Origin of the sequence: Bacillus cereus group sp. BfR-BA-01350, assembly GCF_022663775.1 — a bacterium.
Taxonomy (GTDB): Bacteria; Bacillota; Bacilli; order Bacillales; family Bacillaceae_G; genus Bacillus_A; species Bacillus_A paranthracis.
The window spans coordinates 115,406-133,426 of the sequence record NZ_JAKUGD010000001.1 but is presented as its reverse complement, the minus strand read 5'-3'; the positions used below and the strand labels follow the sequence as shown (position 1 = coordinate 133,426).

Genomic DNA, 18,021 nt, shown 5'->3' with positions numbered 1-18,021 from the left:
GGGTATGAGTGTGAAAAAAGATTGGATTGCTCCTCTTGCTTTATTATTTGTGTCTTTTATTTGGGGAGCTACATTTGTTGTCGTTCAAAATGCTATGTCTTTCGTTGGTCCATTTACATTTAATGGTATACGTTTTTTATTCGCTGGAATCATTTTATTATTCGTTCAAATGATTTTCTCAAAAAAAACTTCAAAACAACATATAAAACAGAGTAGCCTCGCTGGATTAACCGTTGGATTCTTTTTATGCGTCGGCTATGTATTACAAACATTCGGCTTACTTTATACAACTTCTTCAAAAGCTGGTTTCTTAACAGGGCTTAGTATCGTTATGGTACCAATCTTGTCTTTTATTTTTTTAAAACAAAAAGCTACTATTTTTATCGTAATTGGCATTGCGGTAGCAACAGCAGGTTTATACTTATTAACGGCTGGTGATTCTTTTCAATTAAACATTGGAGATATACTCGTTCTCGGTTGTGCAGTTGCTTTCGCTGCTCATATTCTCGTTAACGGCTTCTTCTCTAAAAAAATATCACCTTTATTGTTAAGTACATCGCAAGTATTGGCTGTCGGACTGTTTTCTTCTATTTGCGCCTTTTTGTTTGAAGATTGGGAAAAATTATTTTCAGTAGCACTATGGACGAATTCTTCCTTTTTATTTGCGCTATTTCTAACTTCCCTATTCGCGACATCCATTGCTTTTTTCATCCAAACGTCAGCACAAAAACATACATCTCCAACGAGAGTAGCTATTATTTTCGCAATGGAGCCCGTTTTTGCTGCCTTAACAGGCGTTCTCGTTGCAAACGAACAACTTTCTATCTCTGCTATTTTCGGATGCCTATGTATTTTCCTAGGCATGGTTTTTGTTGAATTACCTTCCAAAACAAAAAAAGAAGCGCAGGCTGCGTGAAGTTACGCTTGTAACTTCCGCATAAAAGCCTTAGCGCTTTTTTTATCTGTAATCTCTTCTTCTTTCAATCGTTCTAATAACGCAACAAAATAACTGCCATCAAACTGCAATTGATGCTTAATTGTCGCTTCTATTGCTGCGTTTACAATGCCATCAGATGCACCCGTATATCCTTGTCCGAACATAATAAATCCTTGTGCTTCCTCTGATAATTTAAATCCTTTCGTATGTAAGAATGAAAGATAATCTTCTACTGTTTGCATGTTATTCCCACCTACTCAAAAATTCTCCACTTCCTATCATACATGTTTTTATACGCCATGAGAATGAAATTTCTTTGACAACTTTGTAAATCAATCGTCTACTTCGCTTATAAATAGAGGATTTCTTTACAATATGAAGGAATATGTACAGTGGAACTTATTCCATATTAAAGGGGAGACATGATGAAACAAGCACTATTAATTATCGATGCGCAGCAAGAATTAATGGATGGAAATGAACAAGAAAGTGAAGTTTTTCGTAAAACCAAATTATTATCTACACTCAATACAGCCGTGCAGAAAGCAATAGATTCCAATGCCCTTATTGTTTTCGTAAGAGATATCGATGTTGCTTCTGGTAGCGGCGTAGGCTTTGAAGTACATAATGAAATTCAAGTACCTCAGTCTGCAATTCTTATTAATAAAGCAGCCACAAACGCATTCTATGGCACTTCTTTACTTGAACTTTTAAAAAAAGAAAAGATTAACCATATTGTTATCGGTGGATGTAAAACAGAGCATTGTATTGATACCGCTGTGAGGACAGCAACTGTACAAGGCTTTGATGTTACATTAATTAAAAACGGTCATTCCACAACTGATTCTGACGTATTGACTGCAGAACAAATTATCTCTCACCATAATAAAATTCTCCATGGTCATTATAATGTTGATCATTTTTCTATGGTAAGGGATATCGAGGAAGACCCCTTTCAGCCGACTCATGATCAATATCGTGATTAGCGAAAAAGAATCCTTCGTTCAGAAGGATTCTTTTTCACCCAAAAATTTGTGCTGCAATGCTATATAACTCATTATTCCTTTTTAATAATTGACCGCTATTTTTCATCATAATTGGTGGTGTATTCACCTTTTTAAAACCAGTAATCTCTAATACTTTCATGAAATCTTTCTTTCCTTCTAGTACATCAATTCTTAATTTACCATTATGCCCTTTTGCTAAATCATGTACAATTCTCATTGCCATCTCATCATTTTTAGCAACAATTGGCCCTATTATTTTATTTTCTGGCGTTTGTATACTTAAACCGTAACCTAATACATTTTGTTCCTTGTCCTTTACAACAGTGCACTGTTCACTTTGCATAATTCTTTTCTTTAAAAACTCTTTTCTATTTGTTCCAAACGCATATCCATCTATTTTTATTATTTTTTCTAAATCCCCCTCTTTATAATTCATCATATAATCTTCATTTCCTACACAATGATCAGTCACATTGTACGAGTTACATATGTATTTAGAAACATAGCTTACTGCCCTAAAGCCCAATTTTTCATATAAAGGTTTCCCTTCATCCGTAGCAATAAGCATAATAGGAGTTTGAGCCGATACGCTCTTCATGCATGCATTCGTTATCGCCTTTCCAATCCCTCTTCCCTTATAATCCGGATGTACAATTACCATTCCGATAGATGCCAACGCCTCCCCGTATAATATTATTGCTCCGCTAGCAATAAGTTCCTTTCTCTCATTCCATACGCCGTATACAATACCTGAGTTAAAAATTGTTTCAACTTCTTCCCTGTTATAATCCCAACCAATATAAGATGATAATGCTACAATATCGCCTATTTGTTCTTCCCTAAGACGCTCCACGCTAAATTCCAATTCAATCATACTCCACCCCCTTATCTAGCCATCTTCCCAATTCAACTTGTACATGTTACCCTTTATTTGTCACACACATATCCTATTTTGACCAAGACTATATTGTAAGTGAGGTGACAACATGCCCATTACAAATCGATTTTCTACCACCACTAACGGCGCACTTGCGATTACAGGAAACACACTCGGTTTAAGTAAAATCAGTAATCAAAACCGTGCTGGTACAATCGGGGCAATTGGCGCATTTATAACTACCAATACCGCTTTACAAGTAACTTCTTTTCCTGCTGGTACAACATTAAACTATACACAAAATAGTTCTACCGCTCTTTTAAATATACCTGCTGGTAGTACGATTCTTTACGCAGAACTCGTTTGGGGCGGAAACTATTTATCTCGTGATCAAAACATTACGAACGTATTAGGCAATCCTGTTTCTTTTACAACACCTGTTTCAACATACTCGATTACTCCATCGGCTGTTACAGCTTCCAATCAAACATTCGTTTCTGGATCTATCACATTTGGATTCTATACACGTTCTGCAGATGTAACATCCCTCATTCAAGCAGGAGGATCTGGCTCTTATACAACCGGCTCTGTTCCTGGACTTGTAGATCCTATAGATGCTTCTAACGGAACAATTAATTCAGCTGGGTGGACGCTTATCGTCGCTTACCAAAATGGAACATTACCTGCAAGAAATTTAACCATTTATGTAGCAGGCAACCGGGTTTCTGCAGAAACTGGTAGTGCCGATGTATCTGTTTCAGGATTTTTAACACCTTCAGGAGGGCCTGTAAGCGGGAGATTGTTTTTAAGTTCTACCGAAGGAGATGCTGATTTAATTGGGGATCAGGCTCTATTCGGGCCAAATTTCAGTTCATTAAATGCCTTATCTGGACCTAACAATGCTGTAAATAATTTCTTCGGTTCTCAAATTAATAATGCCGCTGGAAACTTAGATACAACCGGGACATTTGGAACGCGAAATCAAAGTGCTTCTACAGGTACAAACATCTCAGGCGGGAGACAGGGCTGGGACATTACTTCTATTGATATTTCCCCTTATTTAACAAATTCCCAAGTGTCCGCCGCCATCCGTTTAACTACTAACGGAGACGCGTATATGTTAAATACAGTCGGTTTACAAATCAACATAAATTCACCTAACATACAAGCAACGAAAAGCGTAAATAAAAGTGTCGCGGCAATTGGAGACGTTCTCACTTATACCGTTACTATCCCTAACACCGGACTTCTTCCTGCTAATAACGTTACTTTTACAGACATTCTCCCTAACGGTACTTCCTTTATACCTGGCACTGTAACGGTAGATAATATCCCGCAAACAAATGCAAATCCGGCTGCTGGTATATCTCTCGGAACTATTAATAATAACGCTTCTCGTACAGTAACTTTCCAAGCAACTGTCGTTTCCCTTCCAAATCAAAATCCGATTTCTAACACTGCTAATATTACATTTCAATATACACCAATCGCCGGAGGAACGACTTTTAATGGTCTTGCAACAAGCAACTCTGCTGGAACACAAATTAACCTCGCAGATATTAATGGCACAAAATCAGTTAACAAACTTTTTACCGATATTGGTGAAACGCTAACTTACAGTATTGCCTTAGCTAACATAGGAAATATCGCTGCAACTAACGTTATATATACAGATCCAATTCCAAGCGGAACTACTTTCATTCCAGGGAGTGTAACTGTTAACGGGGTTACTCAAGCAGGAGCAAATCCTGCTACTGGTATATCAATTGGATCTATTGCCGCAAATTCCACTACTACTATTTCATTTCAAGTATTCGTTCCGTCCATCCCCCAAACAAATCCAATATTAAATAGTGGAACAACAACATACCAATACATTCCTGTACCAAATCAACCGGCAGTAAGTGGGACCGATACGACGAATATTGTCTCTACTCAAGTGAACAATGCTACTGTAACTATGACAAAAGCAGTAGATAAAAATTTTGCAGATATTGGTGACACACTAACGTACACCGTTTCCTTTACAGGTACAGGTAATACGAATGCGAATAACGTTATTTTTACAGATGTCATTCCTACTGGAACAACTTTTGTTCTCAACAGTTTAACAATAGATGGCACGACACAAGTTGGAGCAAATCCCGCTACTGGTGTGAATATAGGATCTATTCCAACTGGCACAACAAAAAACGTTTCATTTCAAGTAGTAGTAAATACAATTCCAGCGGCGAATGTCGTATCTAATGGTTCAAGCGCTTCTTATCAATATACCGTCAATCCTAGCCAATCACCCGTTACAAAAAACATTTCTTCGAATCTCGTTTCCACTCAAATTAACAATGCGAATGTAACATTAACAAAATCAACAAATAAACAATTTGCTACAATTGGCGAAACAATCAGTTATACAATTCTTATTACAAACAGTGGAAATACAGCTGCAACTAACGTGCAACTAACAGATTCACTTCCAAATGGAACGATATTGACTCCTGGTACTGTAACATTAAACGGAGTTTTGCAAAATGTAGATTCTCTCGTTGCTTTACCTATCGGAACAATTCCTGGCGGAGCTACTTTTACCCTTTCTTTCCAAGTAACAGTCATCAATATTACCGCCCAAAATCCTATCATTAATAATGCTTTCGCTTCTTATCTATATACTGTAAACCCAAGTCTGCCACCAACTTCAAAAACAGCAAATTCTAATTCTGTTACATCAACAATTAGACTAGCAAATCTTCATGCTAATAAATCTGTAAGTCAAACGTTTGCGGAAGTTGGGGATGTATTAACGTATACCTTTTCTCTTACAAACGATGGAAATGTTGCGGCGAACAATGTAGTACTATCCGATTCAATCGCGAATGGTACTGCCTTTGTACCAAACAGTGTTATAGTTAACAATGTTACTCAGCCAGGTGTTACACCAGCTAACATCAATATCGGTAGCATCAATGCGAATACTACAATTACAGCTTCATTCCAAGTATTAATAACTAGCATCCCAAATCCAAACCCTATTTCAAATAGTGCTTCTATTTCCTATAACTTTATCGTGGATCCAAACGCTTCGCCTGTAAGTAAGAACACTACTTCAACTACTACATTTACTCAAGTAAATGACGCAAATGTTATTTCAGCAAAAACAGTGGATAAAGGGTTCGCTACTGTAGGAGATGTATTAACTTATACCGTCGTTTTAACGAATGAAGGAAGCGTTACTGCTGATAGTCCCACTTTCGTAGATACAAATCCAGACGGCACTACCTTTATCCCAAACACTTTCCTTATTAATGGTGTACTTCAAAATAACGCAGATCCAAATATAGGTGTTCCATTACCTTCCATTGCTGCGAACGGCTCACTTACCGTCTCTTATCAAGTAACTGTCACCTCTTTACCAACACAAAATCCAACAATAAATTCATCTAGTACACAATATAGCTTTATTCTAAATCCAGGCGATCCACCAACTATAGAAACATCTGTAAGTAATACTGTAAGTACACAAATCAACTTAGCAAATGTAGTTATTGTCAAACAGGTAGATGTAACTATCGCTGATGTTGGGCAACCAATCACATATACCATTGCTTTAGCTAACACTGGAAATACTCCAGCAAATAATGTTGTCGTTACCGATATACTCCCTCCTGGCACAACTCTCGTACCAAATAGTATTTTTATAGGCGGTACTTTACAGCTAGGTGCGGATCCAAGTGCCGGCCTTCAAGTTGGTACGATTCCAGCAGGCGGCATTACAACAATTGTTTTCCAAATTAGTGCAAATAGTTTACCTTCACCAAATCCAGTTCAAAACAGCGCTGCACTCCAATATAGCTTTATCGCAGATCCAAATTTACCTGCTGTTATTAGGAACGCTATTAGCAATATCGTAGCTACACAAATTAATACTGCTAATATTGTTGCTACGAAACTAACAAGCACAAATTTTGCTGATGTTGGCGATGTCATAACTTATGCAACGATTTTAACGAATAACGGCAATATCCCTGCCTCTAATGTAACGTTTACAGATATCATTCCAGCTGGTACCATTTTCCTTCCTAATACTGTAACGATTAACGGTGTCCCTATAGCTAATGCAAACCCTGCTAACGGCATTTTAATTGGCACGATAGGAGCGAATTCATCACGTACTGTTTCATTCCAAGTTTCTGTACCAACTATTCCTAGTCCAAATCCGATTACGAACCAATCGAGCACTACATTCCAATACACGTACGACCCATCCAAGCCAGTTGTAATGCAGATGGTGGCCTCCAACACCGTACAGACAACTATTAATAACGCTACAATTACCTCTGTAAAATCTGCAGATAAACAGTTTGCGAACGTAAATGATATTATTACGTACACGACTACTTTAACGAATAACGGAAACACACTTGCATCAAATATAGTATTTACAGATGCCATTCCTAATGGAACGTCATTTGTTCCAAATAGTGTAACAGTAAATGGCACTACACTTCCTAATGTAAATCCAGCAACTGGTGTAACAATTGATCCAATAAATCCAAATGCAAATACGATCATCTCGTTCCAAGTAATCGTAAATTCAATCCCTAGTCCGAATCCAATACCGAACCAAAGTAATACAACGTACCAATATGTCGTAGATCCTAACTTACCTCCAGCATCCGCCAATACGCTAAGTAACGTAATAACAACTCAAATTAATAATGCTACTATTGTCGCTACGAAGTCAGTAAATACGCCGACAGCTGCAATTGGTGATATCGTAACCTATACGATTGCAGTTGCAAATACGGGAAATATTCCCGCTAATGCTACTGTTTTAATAGATGGACTTGGACCAGGTTCCTCCTTCATCCCAAATTCCGTGACGATAAATAATGTTTCACAACCTGGCTTAGATCCTTCACTAGGAATTCCGTTAAACGACATTTCACCAGCAGATACTGTATTTGTTACATTCCAAGTACAAATACTTGCAATTCCCTCTAGTGGCACTTTAACAAATAACGCCCTTGTAAATTATGAATATACAGTGAATCCAAACCAATCACCTGCTGTTGGTAGTACTGTAACAAACACGACCGCTACCCCAATTGTTGACGCTACTTTAGTTTTAAATAAAAATGCTAGTACAACTTTCGCTACAATTGGTGATACGATTACATTCACTTCATCTGTTACAAACACAGGAAATACTACTGCTAATAACATTATTTTTACAGATACAATTCCAAGCGGTACTGCCTTTGTCCCAAATAGCTTTAAAATAAACGGGGTAACCGTTCCAAATGCAAACCCACAAAACGGTATCAATATTGGTAACTTGAATACAAATGCATCGATTACACTCAGTTTTCAAGTAAACATTACAACGCTCCCAAACCCTAATCCAATTCCAAACCAATCATCACTTCAATATAGTTTTATTGTAGATATAAATGAACCGCCTGTTTCACGAACAGTTCAATCCAATACAACTTTTACGCAAGTAAATTCGGCTTCCGTTATCGCAACGAAAACTGCAAGCAGTGCCTTTGCCGCTGTTGGAGATACAATTACGTATACAACTACGCTCACTAATAACGGAAATACTACCGCTAACACACCTGTTTTTATCGATATATTGCCACCTGAACTTTCATTCTTCCCTGATAGTGTACAAATTAATACGATCCCACAACTCGGCTTTAGACCAGATAACGGGATTTCTTTAGACACAATTCCGGTTGGAGGAACGATAACAATTAGTTTTCAAGCGATTGTTGGCTCAATACCAGCTACAAATCCAACTTTGAATCAATCTAGCACAACTTATTCTATCATTGTGGATCCTACCGAGCCGCCAGTGACAGAAACAGCTACAAGTAATCCAACTTTAGTGCAAATTAACGAAGCAATTATTCAAGCAACGAAAAGTGTGGACCGTATCTTTTCTGACATCGCACCTGGAAATTCATTTTTAACGTATACTGTTTTATTAGAAAATATAGGGAACACAACTGCTACTAATATCATTTTTACAGATCCGATTCCAAATAATACAGTATTTATAGAGGATAGCGTTCGAGTAGGTGGGGCTTTATTACCTGGAGTAAATCCAGCGAACGGGATACCAATTGGGGATATTATTGCAGGAGATTTTATAAACGTTACCTTCCGTGTGCAAGTAGTTAGCATCCCAAATCCTATTTTTACAATCGGACCTGGAGGACCAAACTCACCAGTTGTAAACGGCGCCTCCATTGATTATCAATTTATGACAGGACCTAATTTACCACTTGTTTCACGAAATACGACATCTAATTCTGTTTCAACACAAATAAATTCTGGTGAAATCGCACTTGTTAAATCTGCAGATAAAACTTTCGCAACGATTGGGGATACACTTTCTTATACAATTTCATTAAGTAACCCTGGAAATGTCACTTCACAAAATATAATTTTCACGGATGTTTTACCTGAAGGAACAACATTTATTTCTGGAACACTTACAAACGATACTGGTACACAGCAAATCGGAAATCCTGGAAACGGAATACAAATTGGAAATATAAATCCAGGCGAAACTGCTAATATTACACTTAACGCACTTGTTACAAACATCCCAAGTATAAATCCAATTTCTAATTTTAGTTCCGCACAATTTGAACATGTAGTTGATCCTAGCCAACCTTCTGCATTACAAACAACTATATCAAATACAGTTTCAACAACCATTAATAGTGCAATATTAACTACAACAAAAAGTGTTGATAAATCTATTATTTCCGTCGGGGATACACTTACGTATACAACGACTATTACGAATACAGGAAATACACCAGCAACGAATATAACTTTTACAAGTGCCATTCCTCCTAGCACTACTTTCGTACCAGATTCGGTCACAATAAATGGCATCCAACAGCTTGGTGCACAGCCAGCACTTGGAGTAACTATACCAAATATCGCTCCAGGTGAAACAGTAACTGTTACTTTCCAAGTAAATGTTATTTCTGTTCCCCCTTCAAGCTCGATTATGGGTAACGATACAATTTTATACTCTTATACTGTTGATCCAAACGGAGCTCCTACTACTACTTCTACTTCAACGAATATTGTTACAAACCCTGTACTAGATGCTATGATAACGATGGTAAAGTCTGTAGATCAAACACTTGTAACACTAGGTGATACCATTACCTATACGACACTTTTGACAAATACCGGTAATACAAACGCTATGAATATTACTTTCACTGACCTTATACCAGATGGTACAACGTTTATTATTGATAGCGTTACAATAGATGGCATCACGCAAATTGGTCTTAATCCTAATACAGGTATAACAATTGGATCAATCGCTCCTAACAGCTCAATATCTATAGCATTTCAAGTTACCGCTACTTCTAACCCTGTTCAAAATCCTATTGCCAATTCTTCCAGTGCTTCTTACACATTTATCGCTGATCCTAATGCCCCTATTGTTTCAAGGAATGTTACTTCAAACACAGTGTTTACTACGATTAATACAGCTACCATTCTTTCATTAAAACAAGTCGATAAATCCTTTAGTCGTATTGGGGACACACTCACTTATACTGCTGATTTAACAAATGACGGAAACTCATCCGCACAAAATGTTATATTCACTGATACCGTACCGAACGGAACAGCATTTATTGTAGACACATTTTCTATTAATGGAATTCCTCAAAGTGGCGCAAATCCAGTGAACGGTGTAAATATCGGAACTATAACAGCTGGGACTACAGTAACAGTTTCATTCCAAGTTACTGTAACGTCATTACCAACTAAAAACCCCATTGTAAATTTCTCATCAACATCGTACCAATTAGTCTCACCGCCTGATGCAGAAACTTCAATTAGTAATCCTGTTTCAACACAAATTAACGAAGCTATATTATCCATGACGAAAAATGAAAGTGTCTCCTTTGCAGATATTGGGCAAACTGCTTTTTACACTACCTCTATTTCGAATATAGGAAATACAGATGCAACTAACATTGTATTCACGGATGTATTACCGAGCGGACTCATATTTGTTCCTAACACATTAACTGTTGATGGTGTTTTACAACCTGACGCGAATCCAAATACCGGTGTATTACTTGCAGCACTTCCGCCTAATGAAATATATAGTATCGTCTTTCAAGTTGCGGTGAACAACATTCCACCTATTAATCCAGTACCGAATACCGCATCCACGAATTATGAGTTTACTGTTGATCCAAATAATCCTCCCGTTTCAAGTACAGCTAATTCTAACACGACACTTCTTCAAATAAACAATGCAACTATTATTAGTACAAAAACAGCAAATCTTACTTTTGCGGATGTTGGTAATACAATAACATTTACACTTAACCTTCCTAATACCGGGAATGTTGCTGCAACTGATGTTACCGTTATCGATATACTTAATAGCAATTTAACTTTCGTTCCGAACAGTTTCACAGTTAATGGGCAAACTATTCCAAACGCTGATTTATCTACTGGTGTAAATATCGGTTCCATTAATGGTGGAAGCACATCAATTGTCACATTCCAAGCCACCGTTTCAACGCTTCCAATCAACAATCCTATTTCTAATTCAACTCTTACCACTTACCGTTATATTGTTGATCCCAATCAGCCGTTCATTTCAAATTCTAATCAATCTAATACAACGACGACACAAATTAATAGTGCTATCCTTACTGCACAAAAAAATTCAAATGTGTCAACAGTAGACATTGGGCAAGATATTATCTACTCCGTTACGATTACAAATAGCGGAAATGTTAGTGCAACGAATGTTATTTTTACCGACCTAATTCCAGACGGAACTTCCTTTGAACCGAATAGCTTTACACTTAACGGAACTACCATCCCAAATGCAGACATCATTACAGGCGTTCCGATTGGTGATATTGCGCCAAACCAGTCAGTCATCGTAGCATTTCATATTAATGCCGATGAAATTCCACCTATAAATCCAATTACCAATCAAGCTAGCGTTAGCTTTCAACATATCGTCAATCCAGCTAATCCTCCTGTTTCAAAAAACATTACTTCAAATAGTGTTACAACAACAATTGAAAGTGCTATATTAACTACTACTAAAATCGGGGATAAAGCTTTTGCAACGATCGGTGATACGATTACGTATACAACTACTATTACGAATACAGGAAATATTCCAGCTAACAACGTTGTTTTCTCAGACCCTTTACCATCATGGACACAATTTGTTGCAGGATCAGTTGTTGTTGATGGCACTCCGTTACCATCAGCTTCTATCATTGATGGTGTTGGTATAAATACAATTAGCCCAAATCAAACTGTAACAATCATATTCCAAGTTCAAATCGTAAGCAATCCAACAACATTCACTCCTGAACTCCAAAACTTAGGTTTTGTTAACTTCCAATATAACGTAGGCAATACATTACAAGCTCAACCTGGCAATGTGGAAACGAACGTCTTCGTTACTTCTATTAATTCAGCAATACTTTCAGCTGTAAAAACTGCTAGTACAGCCTTTGCGAATATTGAAGACACGATCACTTATACAGTTTTAATTCAAAATAGCGGCAATACGAACGCTACGAATGTAAATTTCTCAGACCTAATTCCAGCAGGAACTACCTTTATTGAAAACAGTTTTACTGTAAATGGAAGTACCATTCCAGGTGCAAATCCAAATAATGGAGTGAATATCGGAACCGTGAACACCGATAGTTCCTTAACAGTTACTTTCCGAGTCATAGTTACATCTACTCCACCTTCAAACCCAATTACAAACGTTGCATCTATTCAATACGAATTTATAGTTAATCCAGCCTCTCCTCCTGTTACAGGTACAATAACTTCTAATAGTGCTTCCACACAAATTAATAACGCTACAGTTACAACTGTTTTAGAAGCAAATCGATCAATCGTATCTATCGGAGATACCATTACGTATACAGCAACATTAACGAATACTGGAAACTTCCCTGCAAATTCTGTATTACTCATTAACGGAGTTCCTGAAGGAGCATTATTTGTTCCAAATAGTGTTACGCTTAACGGGATTTCACTTCCAGATGCAAGTCCAACTCTCGGTATTCCAGTTGGTATTATCGCACCAGGTGATTCTGCTACGATTACATTCCAATTCCTTGCAAGTTCTATTCCACCGCAAGGAGCGATTATAAATCAAGCACTTACAAGTTACACGTATATTGTCGATCCAAGTCAACCACCAGTTACAGCAACATCTTCATCTAATACGGTGAATACAGCTGTCGTTGATGCATCACTATCTGTAATTAAAAATACAGATTCCCTCGTACAGTCTACTAACGGTACAATCACTTACACTGTAGTCGTTCAAAATAACGGGAATACAACTGCAAATACAGTTACTTTAACAGATTTAGTCCCAGAAGGAACTGCATTTATTCCGAATAGCGTAACCATTAATGGCGTTGCAACTCCAGGTGCCGATCCAAGCGTAGGGATACCATTAAACTCCATCGCGCCTTCAGACATTATCACCATAACATTCCAAGTTATCGTTCAATCCATTCCAAGCGTGAATCCAATTTCTAATATAGCTCGTATTGACTATACTTTTATCGCGGATCCAACCGCTCCTACCATCTCTCGAACAATTACGTCTAACCCAGCTTCCACACAAATTTCGGATGCGAATGTTCTTTCTTTAAAAGCAGTCAATGCACAACAAGCAACAACAGGTGATATTTTGACCTACACGATAGCGCTAGAAAATACCGGAAATATTCCAGCTACGAATCTCATATTTTCAGATACTATTTCAGAAGAGACTACATTCATAGAAAATAGTTTTACACTTAACGGAACAGCTATACTTGGTGCAAATCCAAACGCAGGGGTTACTTTACCTAACCTAGCAGCAAACGCTACTCACCTTATTTCGTTCCAAATTCTTATTAACGATTCATTCTCGCAACAATCGATTACAAATCAATCTAATACAACATATATAATTCAACCAGACCCAGGACAACCGCCTATTACTGAAACATCTACAAGTAATATTGTCATTACAAATTTCGTGCTAGCACAATTGACAGTTACAAAAACTTCCAATCCAATAACTGTAGATATTGGCGGAACTATACTTTATATTTCTGAAGTGAAAAATATCGGCAATGTTGACGCAATAAATATTACTTTTACAGATGCTATTCCAGCTGGGACTACATTCGTTCCAGACAGTGTTACAATTAACGGTGTACTTCAGCCTGGTGTAAATCCTGAAAACGGAATACCAATTGAAACGATTCCACCAAACAGTTCCAAAACAATACTATTTCAAGTACAAACAAATAACCCACCAACTGAAACTGAAATTGTAAATCAATCATCTGTAAATTACCAATATGTAAGTATTCCTACAGCTCCACCAGTGAATCGCTCTGTAAATTCTAATATCGTTACAACATCACTTCAAAATGCAAATATTATTTCTGTTAAACAGGCGGATGTTACTTTCGTATCCACCGGGCAAAATATCACCTACACAAATACACTACAAAATATCGGAACGGTTCCAGCTAACAATACGGTGTTCATTGACAACATTCCAGAAGGGACAATATTCATTGAAGATAGCTTATCAATAAATAATGTCATTCAGCCTGATACGAATCCTGAAAATGGAGTAACTCTCGGCACGATACAACCAGATGAAACAGTCACTATTTCATTCCAAGTACAACTTACAAATATACCAGAGGGCAACACAGTCATTAACATCTCAGACACTTCATATGAATACCAAATTGACTCTAGTTCTCCAATTATTCAGCGTAGATCATTATCAAATACAGTAAACACGGAAGTCCGTACAGCAAATGTTAGTGCAATTAAATCTACTAACAGATCCATTACACGCATCGGTCAAATTATCACATATACCATCGCAGTTACAAATGCTGGTACAGTACCTATTACAAATACTCTCCTAATTGACGCAATCGCTGCTGGCACCACATTCGTTCCAGATAGCATTCTTGTAGATGGCATACCAAGACCTAACGAAAATCCAAGTACCGGAATCTCCCTTAATATTATCCTTCCAAACAATACAATTATCGTTACATTCCAAGTAAATGTAGACTCGATACCTTCTCAAAATAACATGAATAATATCGCCGTCATCCACTATGAGTATCAGCCAGATCCAAGCACACCACCAATCTCAGAAACGACCTCTTCCAATAGTACAAATATACAATTTATTGATGCTATTCTTATCGCTACAAAATCCGTTAATACAGTATTAGCTAATATTAATGAAACGATTGAATATACAGTACTCATTCAAAATAACGGATCCACTACAACTAACTCCATCTTTTTTACAGATACGATAGAGGATGGATCTGTATTTATCCCGGGAAGTGTAATAGTTAACAATACCGTACTTCCTGCAGCAGATCCGAATATCGGCTTTTCCATTCCGAATATCGCATCAGGTCAAGTGGCTACAATAACATTCCAAGTTTCGGTTACGAATTTACCTGCTGCAAACCCAACACCTAATACCGCAAACATCATCTACGACTTTATTTTCAACCCTGACTTTGCACCAATTCAAAAATCGACTACTTCCAACACTACTTTCGTTCAAATTAATGATGCTGATATCGTTTCACTTAAAACTGTTGATTTGACTTCTGTAACAATTGGTGATGTTTTAACTTATACAACAACTTTAACAAATACAGGGAATACGGATGCCACTGCCGTTGTATTTACAGACAATATTCCTGGTGGAACAACCTTTATAGACGGTAGCGTTTTAGTAAATAACATTCCGCAGCTTAATGCCAATCCAAGTACCGGTATATTGGTAGGAACGATTGCTCCTAACATTTCTATCCCAGTCACATTTTCTGTTACTGTCGTAGCGATTCCAACTAGCGGCCATGTTCAAAATCAAGCAACTTCTCGTTATACAATAAATGGAGAAGAACAAATATCGACTAGTAACATTACTTTCACTGAAGTTATTTCTGCTAATATAATCGCAGTAAAAACAACACCTATCCAATATGCTGACCTACAAACAATTATCCCTTACACAATTTCCATTACAAACAATGGGAATATACAAGTGGAAAACATTATCGTTACAGATATCATCCCAGCAAATACAAACTTTATAGAGAATAGTGTTATTGTGAATGGAAACACTCGTCCAAATGACAATCCACTTAGTGGGATACCAATTGATAACATTCTGCCTAATACGACAGCAACTGTTCTATTCCAAGTACGGGTTACTTCGATACCTCAAACAAATCCAATCTCTAACACAAGTACAATTGAATATGAATACACGGTAGGAGATCAACCACCTATTACCAAAACTATTATTTCATCAGCTGCTTTAACAGAAATTAATCATGCGAATTTGAATAGTAATAAAGCTGTTGACCTTGCATTTGCAATGGTCGGTGATACGTTAACGTATACGATTACACTCAATCAAACTGGTAATGTTGCAGCAAATGATGTAATCATTCAAGATATGATTCCTCAAGGTACTACATTTATAGAAAATAGCGTTATTGTAAACGGAGAGGCTCTTCCGGGAGTGGATCCAGCAAGCGGCATACCAATTGGTACTATAATTGTAGATGGGGACGCTATCGCTTCATTCCAAGTAACTGTGACTTCTATTCCAATACGAAACGAGCTCAACAACCAAGCAATCACTACTTTTAACTATATAGTCAACCCAAATAACGTACCTGTTACAAATACGACGACAACAAATACAGTCACAACAACCGTTCAAAATGATAATATCATTGCGATAAAAGCTGTTGATTTCACGAGTGCCTTACCTGGTCAAACTTTAACGTATACCATTACGATTACTAATAATGGTAATATCACTATTGAAGATCTTCTTCTAGTAGACACGGCACCTGTAGATACGACATTTGTTATTGGCAGTGTTACGATTAACGGAATCAATCAGCCTAATGCGAATCCTGAAAATGGTATTACGTTAGGAACTCTTGCTCCAAACGAATCTGTTATTATTACATTCCAAGTGACAATATCTTCTTCTACTCTTCAATCTACAATCAATAACGATGCTACTATTTCCTATACACCTATTGTCGGTCCAACCGAACCTCCTATTACGATTACAAGGCAAATAAATACCGTTACAAAGCAAACAAATACTGTTACAACAATAATAGTTGATCCAATGGTTAGTATTGAAAAAACAGCCGATAAATCTATCGTGGCGACAGGGGACATCATAACTTTCACATTAGAGGTGATAAATCATTCACCAATTCCTACAATCAGTACTTCCGTCCTAGATATAATTCCAGCCGGTACAACATTTATAGAAAACAGCGTATCAATTAATGGTACTCAAGTTCCAAATATCCGTCCAGACACTGGTATTAATATCGGCTCTTTACCTGCAGATGGAGTAGCAACGATAACATTTAGAGTTCTTGTAACTTCTATTCCTTCAAACAGTACAATTATAAATTCTGCAACAGTTACAGCCGCTTTCCAATTGACACCACAGGATCCGATTATTACTTTCGTTGTTAATTCGAATATTGTTCGTATACCAGTTCAATTTGTAACTGCGACAGTCACGAAAAACGCTTCCGTCAGCTCAGCTTATTTAAATCAATATTTTGATTACACGGTGCGTATTACGAATACTTCCGAGATTTCACTCTTAAATATTTCTTTACAGGATACTATTCCAGTAGGTTTACAATTTATGAGCGGCACCGTCTCCATTAACGGAGAACGCTCTCCACTAGCGAATCCGAATATCGGTTTCCTAGTTGCTACTAATTTAGAACCAAGCGAAACAATTATCGTGTTATTCACAGTACAAGTAATAAGTCCACCTGTTAATAATGAATTTAAAAATACGGCTAATATTTCGTTACAACTTCAAGTCTCGCCTACTGACCCACCAATTATAGTAACTGTTACAAGTAACGAAAACATCGTCACCTTTGTTCCAGAAAACCAAGATGAAACACTTCCAAATTTAAATTGTTTCTTTGATGGTGAACGTTTTGTACGCATTACTCCTCGAAATATACGAAACTACTTTTGGACTTGGATATGGTGGCGTTAATAGATAAAATTAAAAGCGTGCAGCTTGGATACTTTCC

General features: G+C 37.2%; 5 protein-coding genes. 3 read left to right on the top strand and 2 right to left on the bottom strand.

Annotated features, from left to right (window positions below; all coding sequences use genetic code 11):
* Window positions 1–10 precede the first annotated feature (10 nt).
* A complete protein-coding gene (locus tag MR147_RS00665) occupies window positions 11–916 on the top strand; it encodes a DMT family transporter (protein WP_139302897.1) in 906 nt (301 codons plus the stop codon).
* A 2-nt stretch (window positions 917–918) separates the two neighbouring features.
* On the opposite strand, the gene MR147_RS00660 is transcribed toward MR147_RS00665, so the two are convergent.
* Entirely contained in the window at window positions 919–1,179 is a 261-nt protein-coding gene (locus MR147_RS00660; RefSeq protein WP_001195212.1) for a DUF6123 family protein, read from the bottom strand.
* 183 nt (window positions 1,180–1,362) lie between these two features.
* Between MR147_RS00660 and MR147_RS00655 the strand changes: the two genes are divergently transcribed.
* On the top strand, window positions 1,363–1,923 hold the full coding sequence (locus MR147_RS00655; protein ID WP_074610202.1) for a cysteine hydrolase family protein: 561 nt from the start codon (window positions 1,363–1,365) through the stop codon (window positions 1,921–1,923).
* Window positions 1,924–1,957: 34 nt separating this feature from the next.
* Here the strand turns inward: MR147_RS00655 and MR147_RS00650 are convergent, their stop codons facing one another.
* A complete protein-coding gene (locus MR147_RS00650; RefSeq protein ID WP_074610200.1) occupies window positions 1,958–2,818 on the bottom strand; it encodes a GNAT family N-acetyltransferase in 861 nt (286 codons plus the stop codon).
* Between the two features lie 112 nt (window positions 2,819–2,930).
* Between MR147_RS00650 and MR147_RS00645 the strand changes: the two genes are divergently transcribed.
* Window positions 2,931–17,984 (top strand): DUF7507 domain-containing protein, encoded by a 15,054-nt coding sequence (locus MR147_RS00645; RefSeq protein WP_242303553.1) that lies wholly within the window; start codon window positions 2,931–2,933, stop codon window positions 17,982–17,984.
* The last annotated feature ends 37 nt before the right edge of the window (window positions 17,985–18,021 follow it).

What these genes read in the sequence shown, in the direction of transcription:
- MR147_RS00655 (WP_074610202.1), top strand. Translation starts at nt 1,363, where the DNA reads ATGAAACAAGCACTATTAATTATCGATGCGCAGCAAGAATTAATGGAT.
- MR147_RS00650 (WP_074610200.1), bottom strand. Translation starts at nt 2,818, where the DNA reads ATGATTGAATTGGAATTTAGCGTGGAGCGTCTTAGGGAAGAACAAATA.
- MR147_RS00660 (WP_001195212.1), bottom strand. Translation starts at nt 1,179, where the DNA reads ATGCAAACAGTAGAAGATTATCTTTCATTCTTACATACGAAAGGATTT.
- MR147_RS00645 (WP_242303553.1), top strand. Translation starts at nt 2,931, where the DNA reads ATGCCCATTACAAATCGATTTTCTACCACCACTAACGGCGCACTTGCG.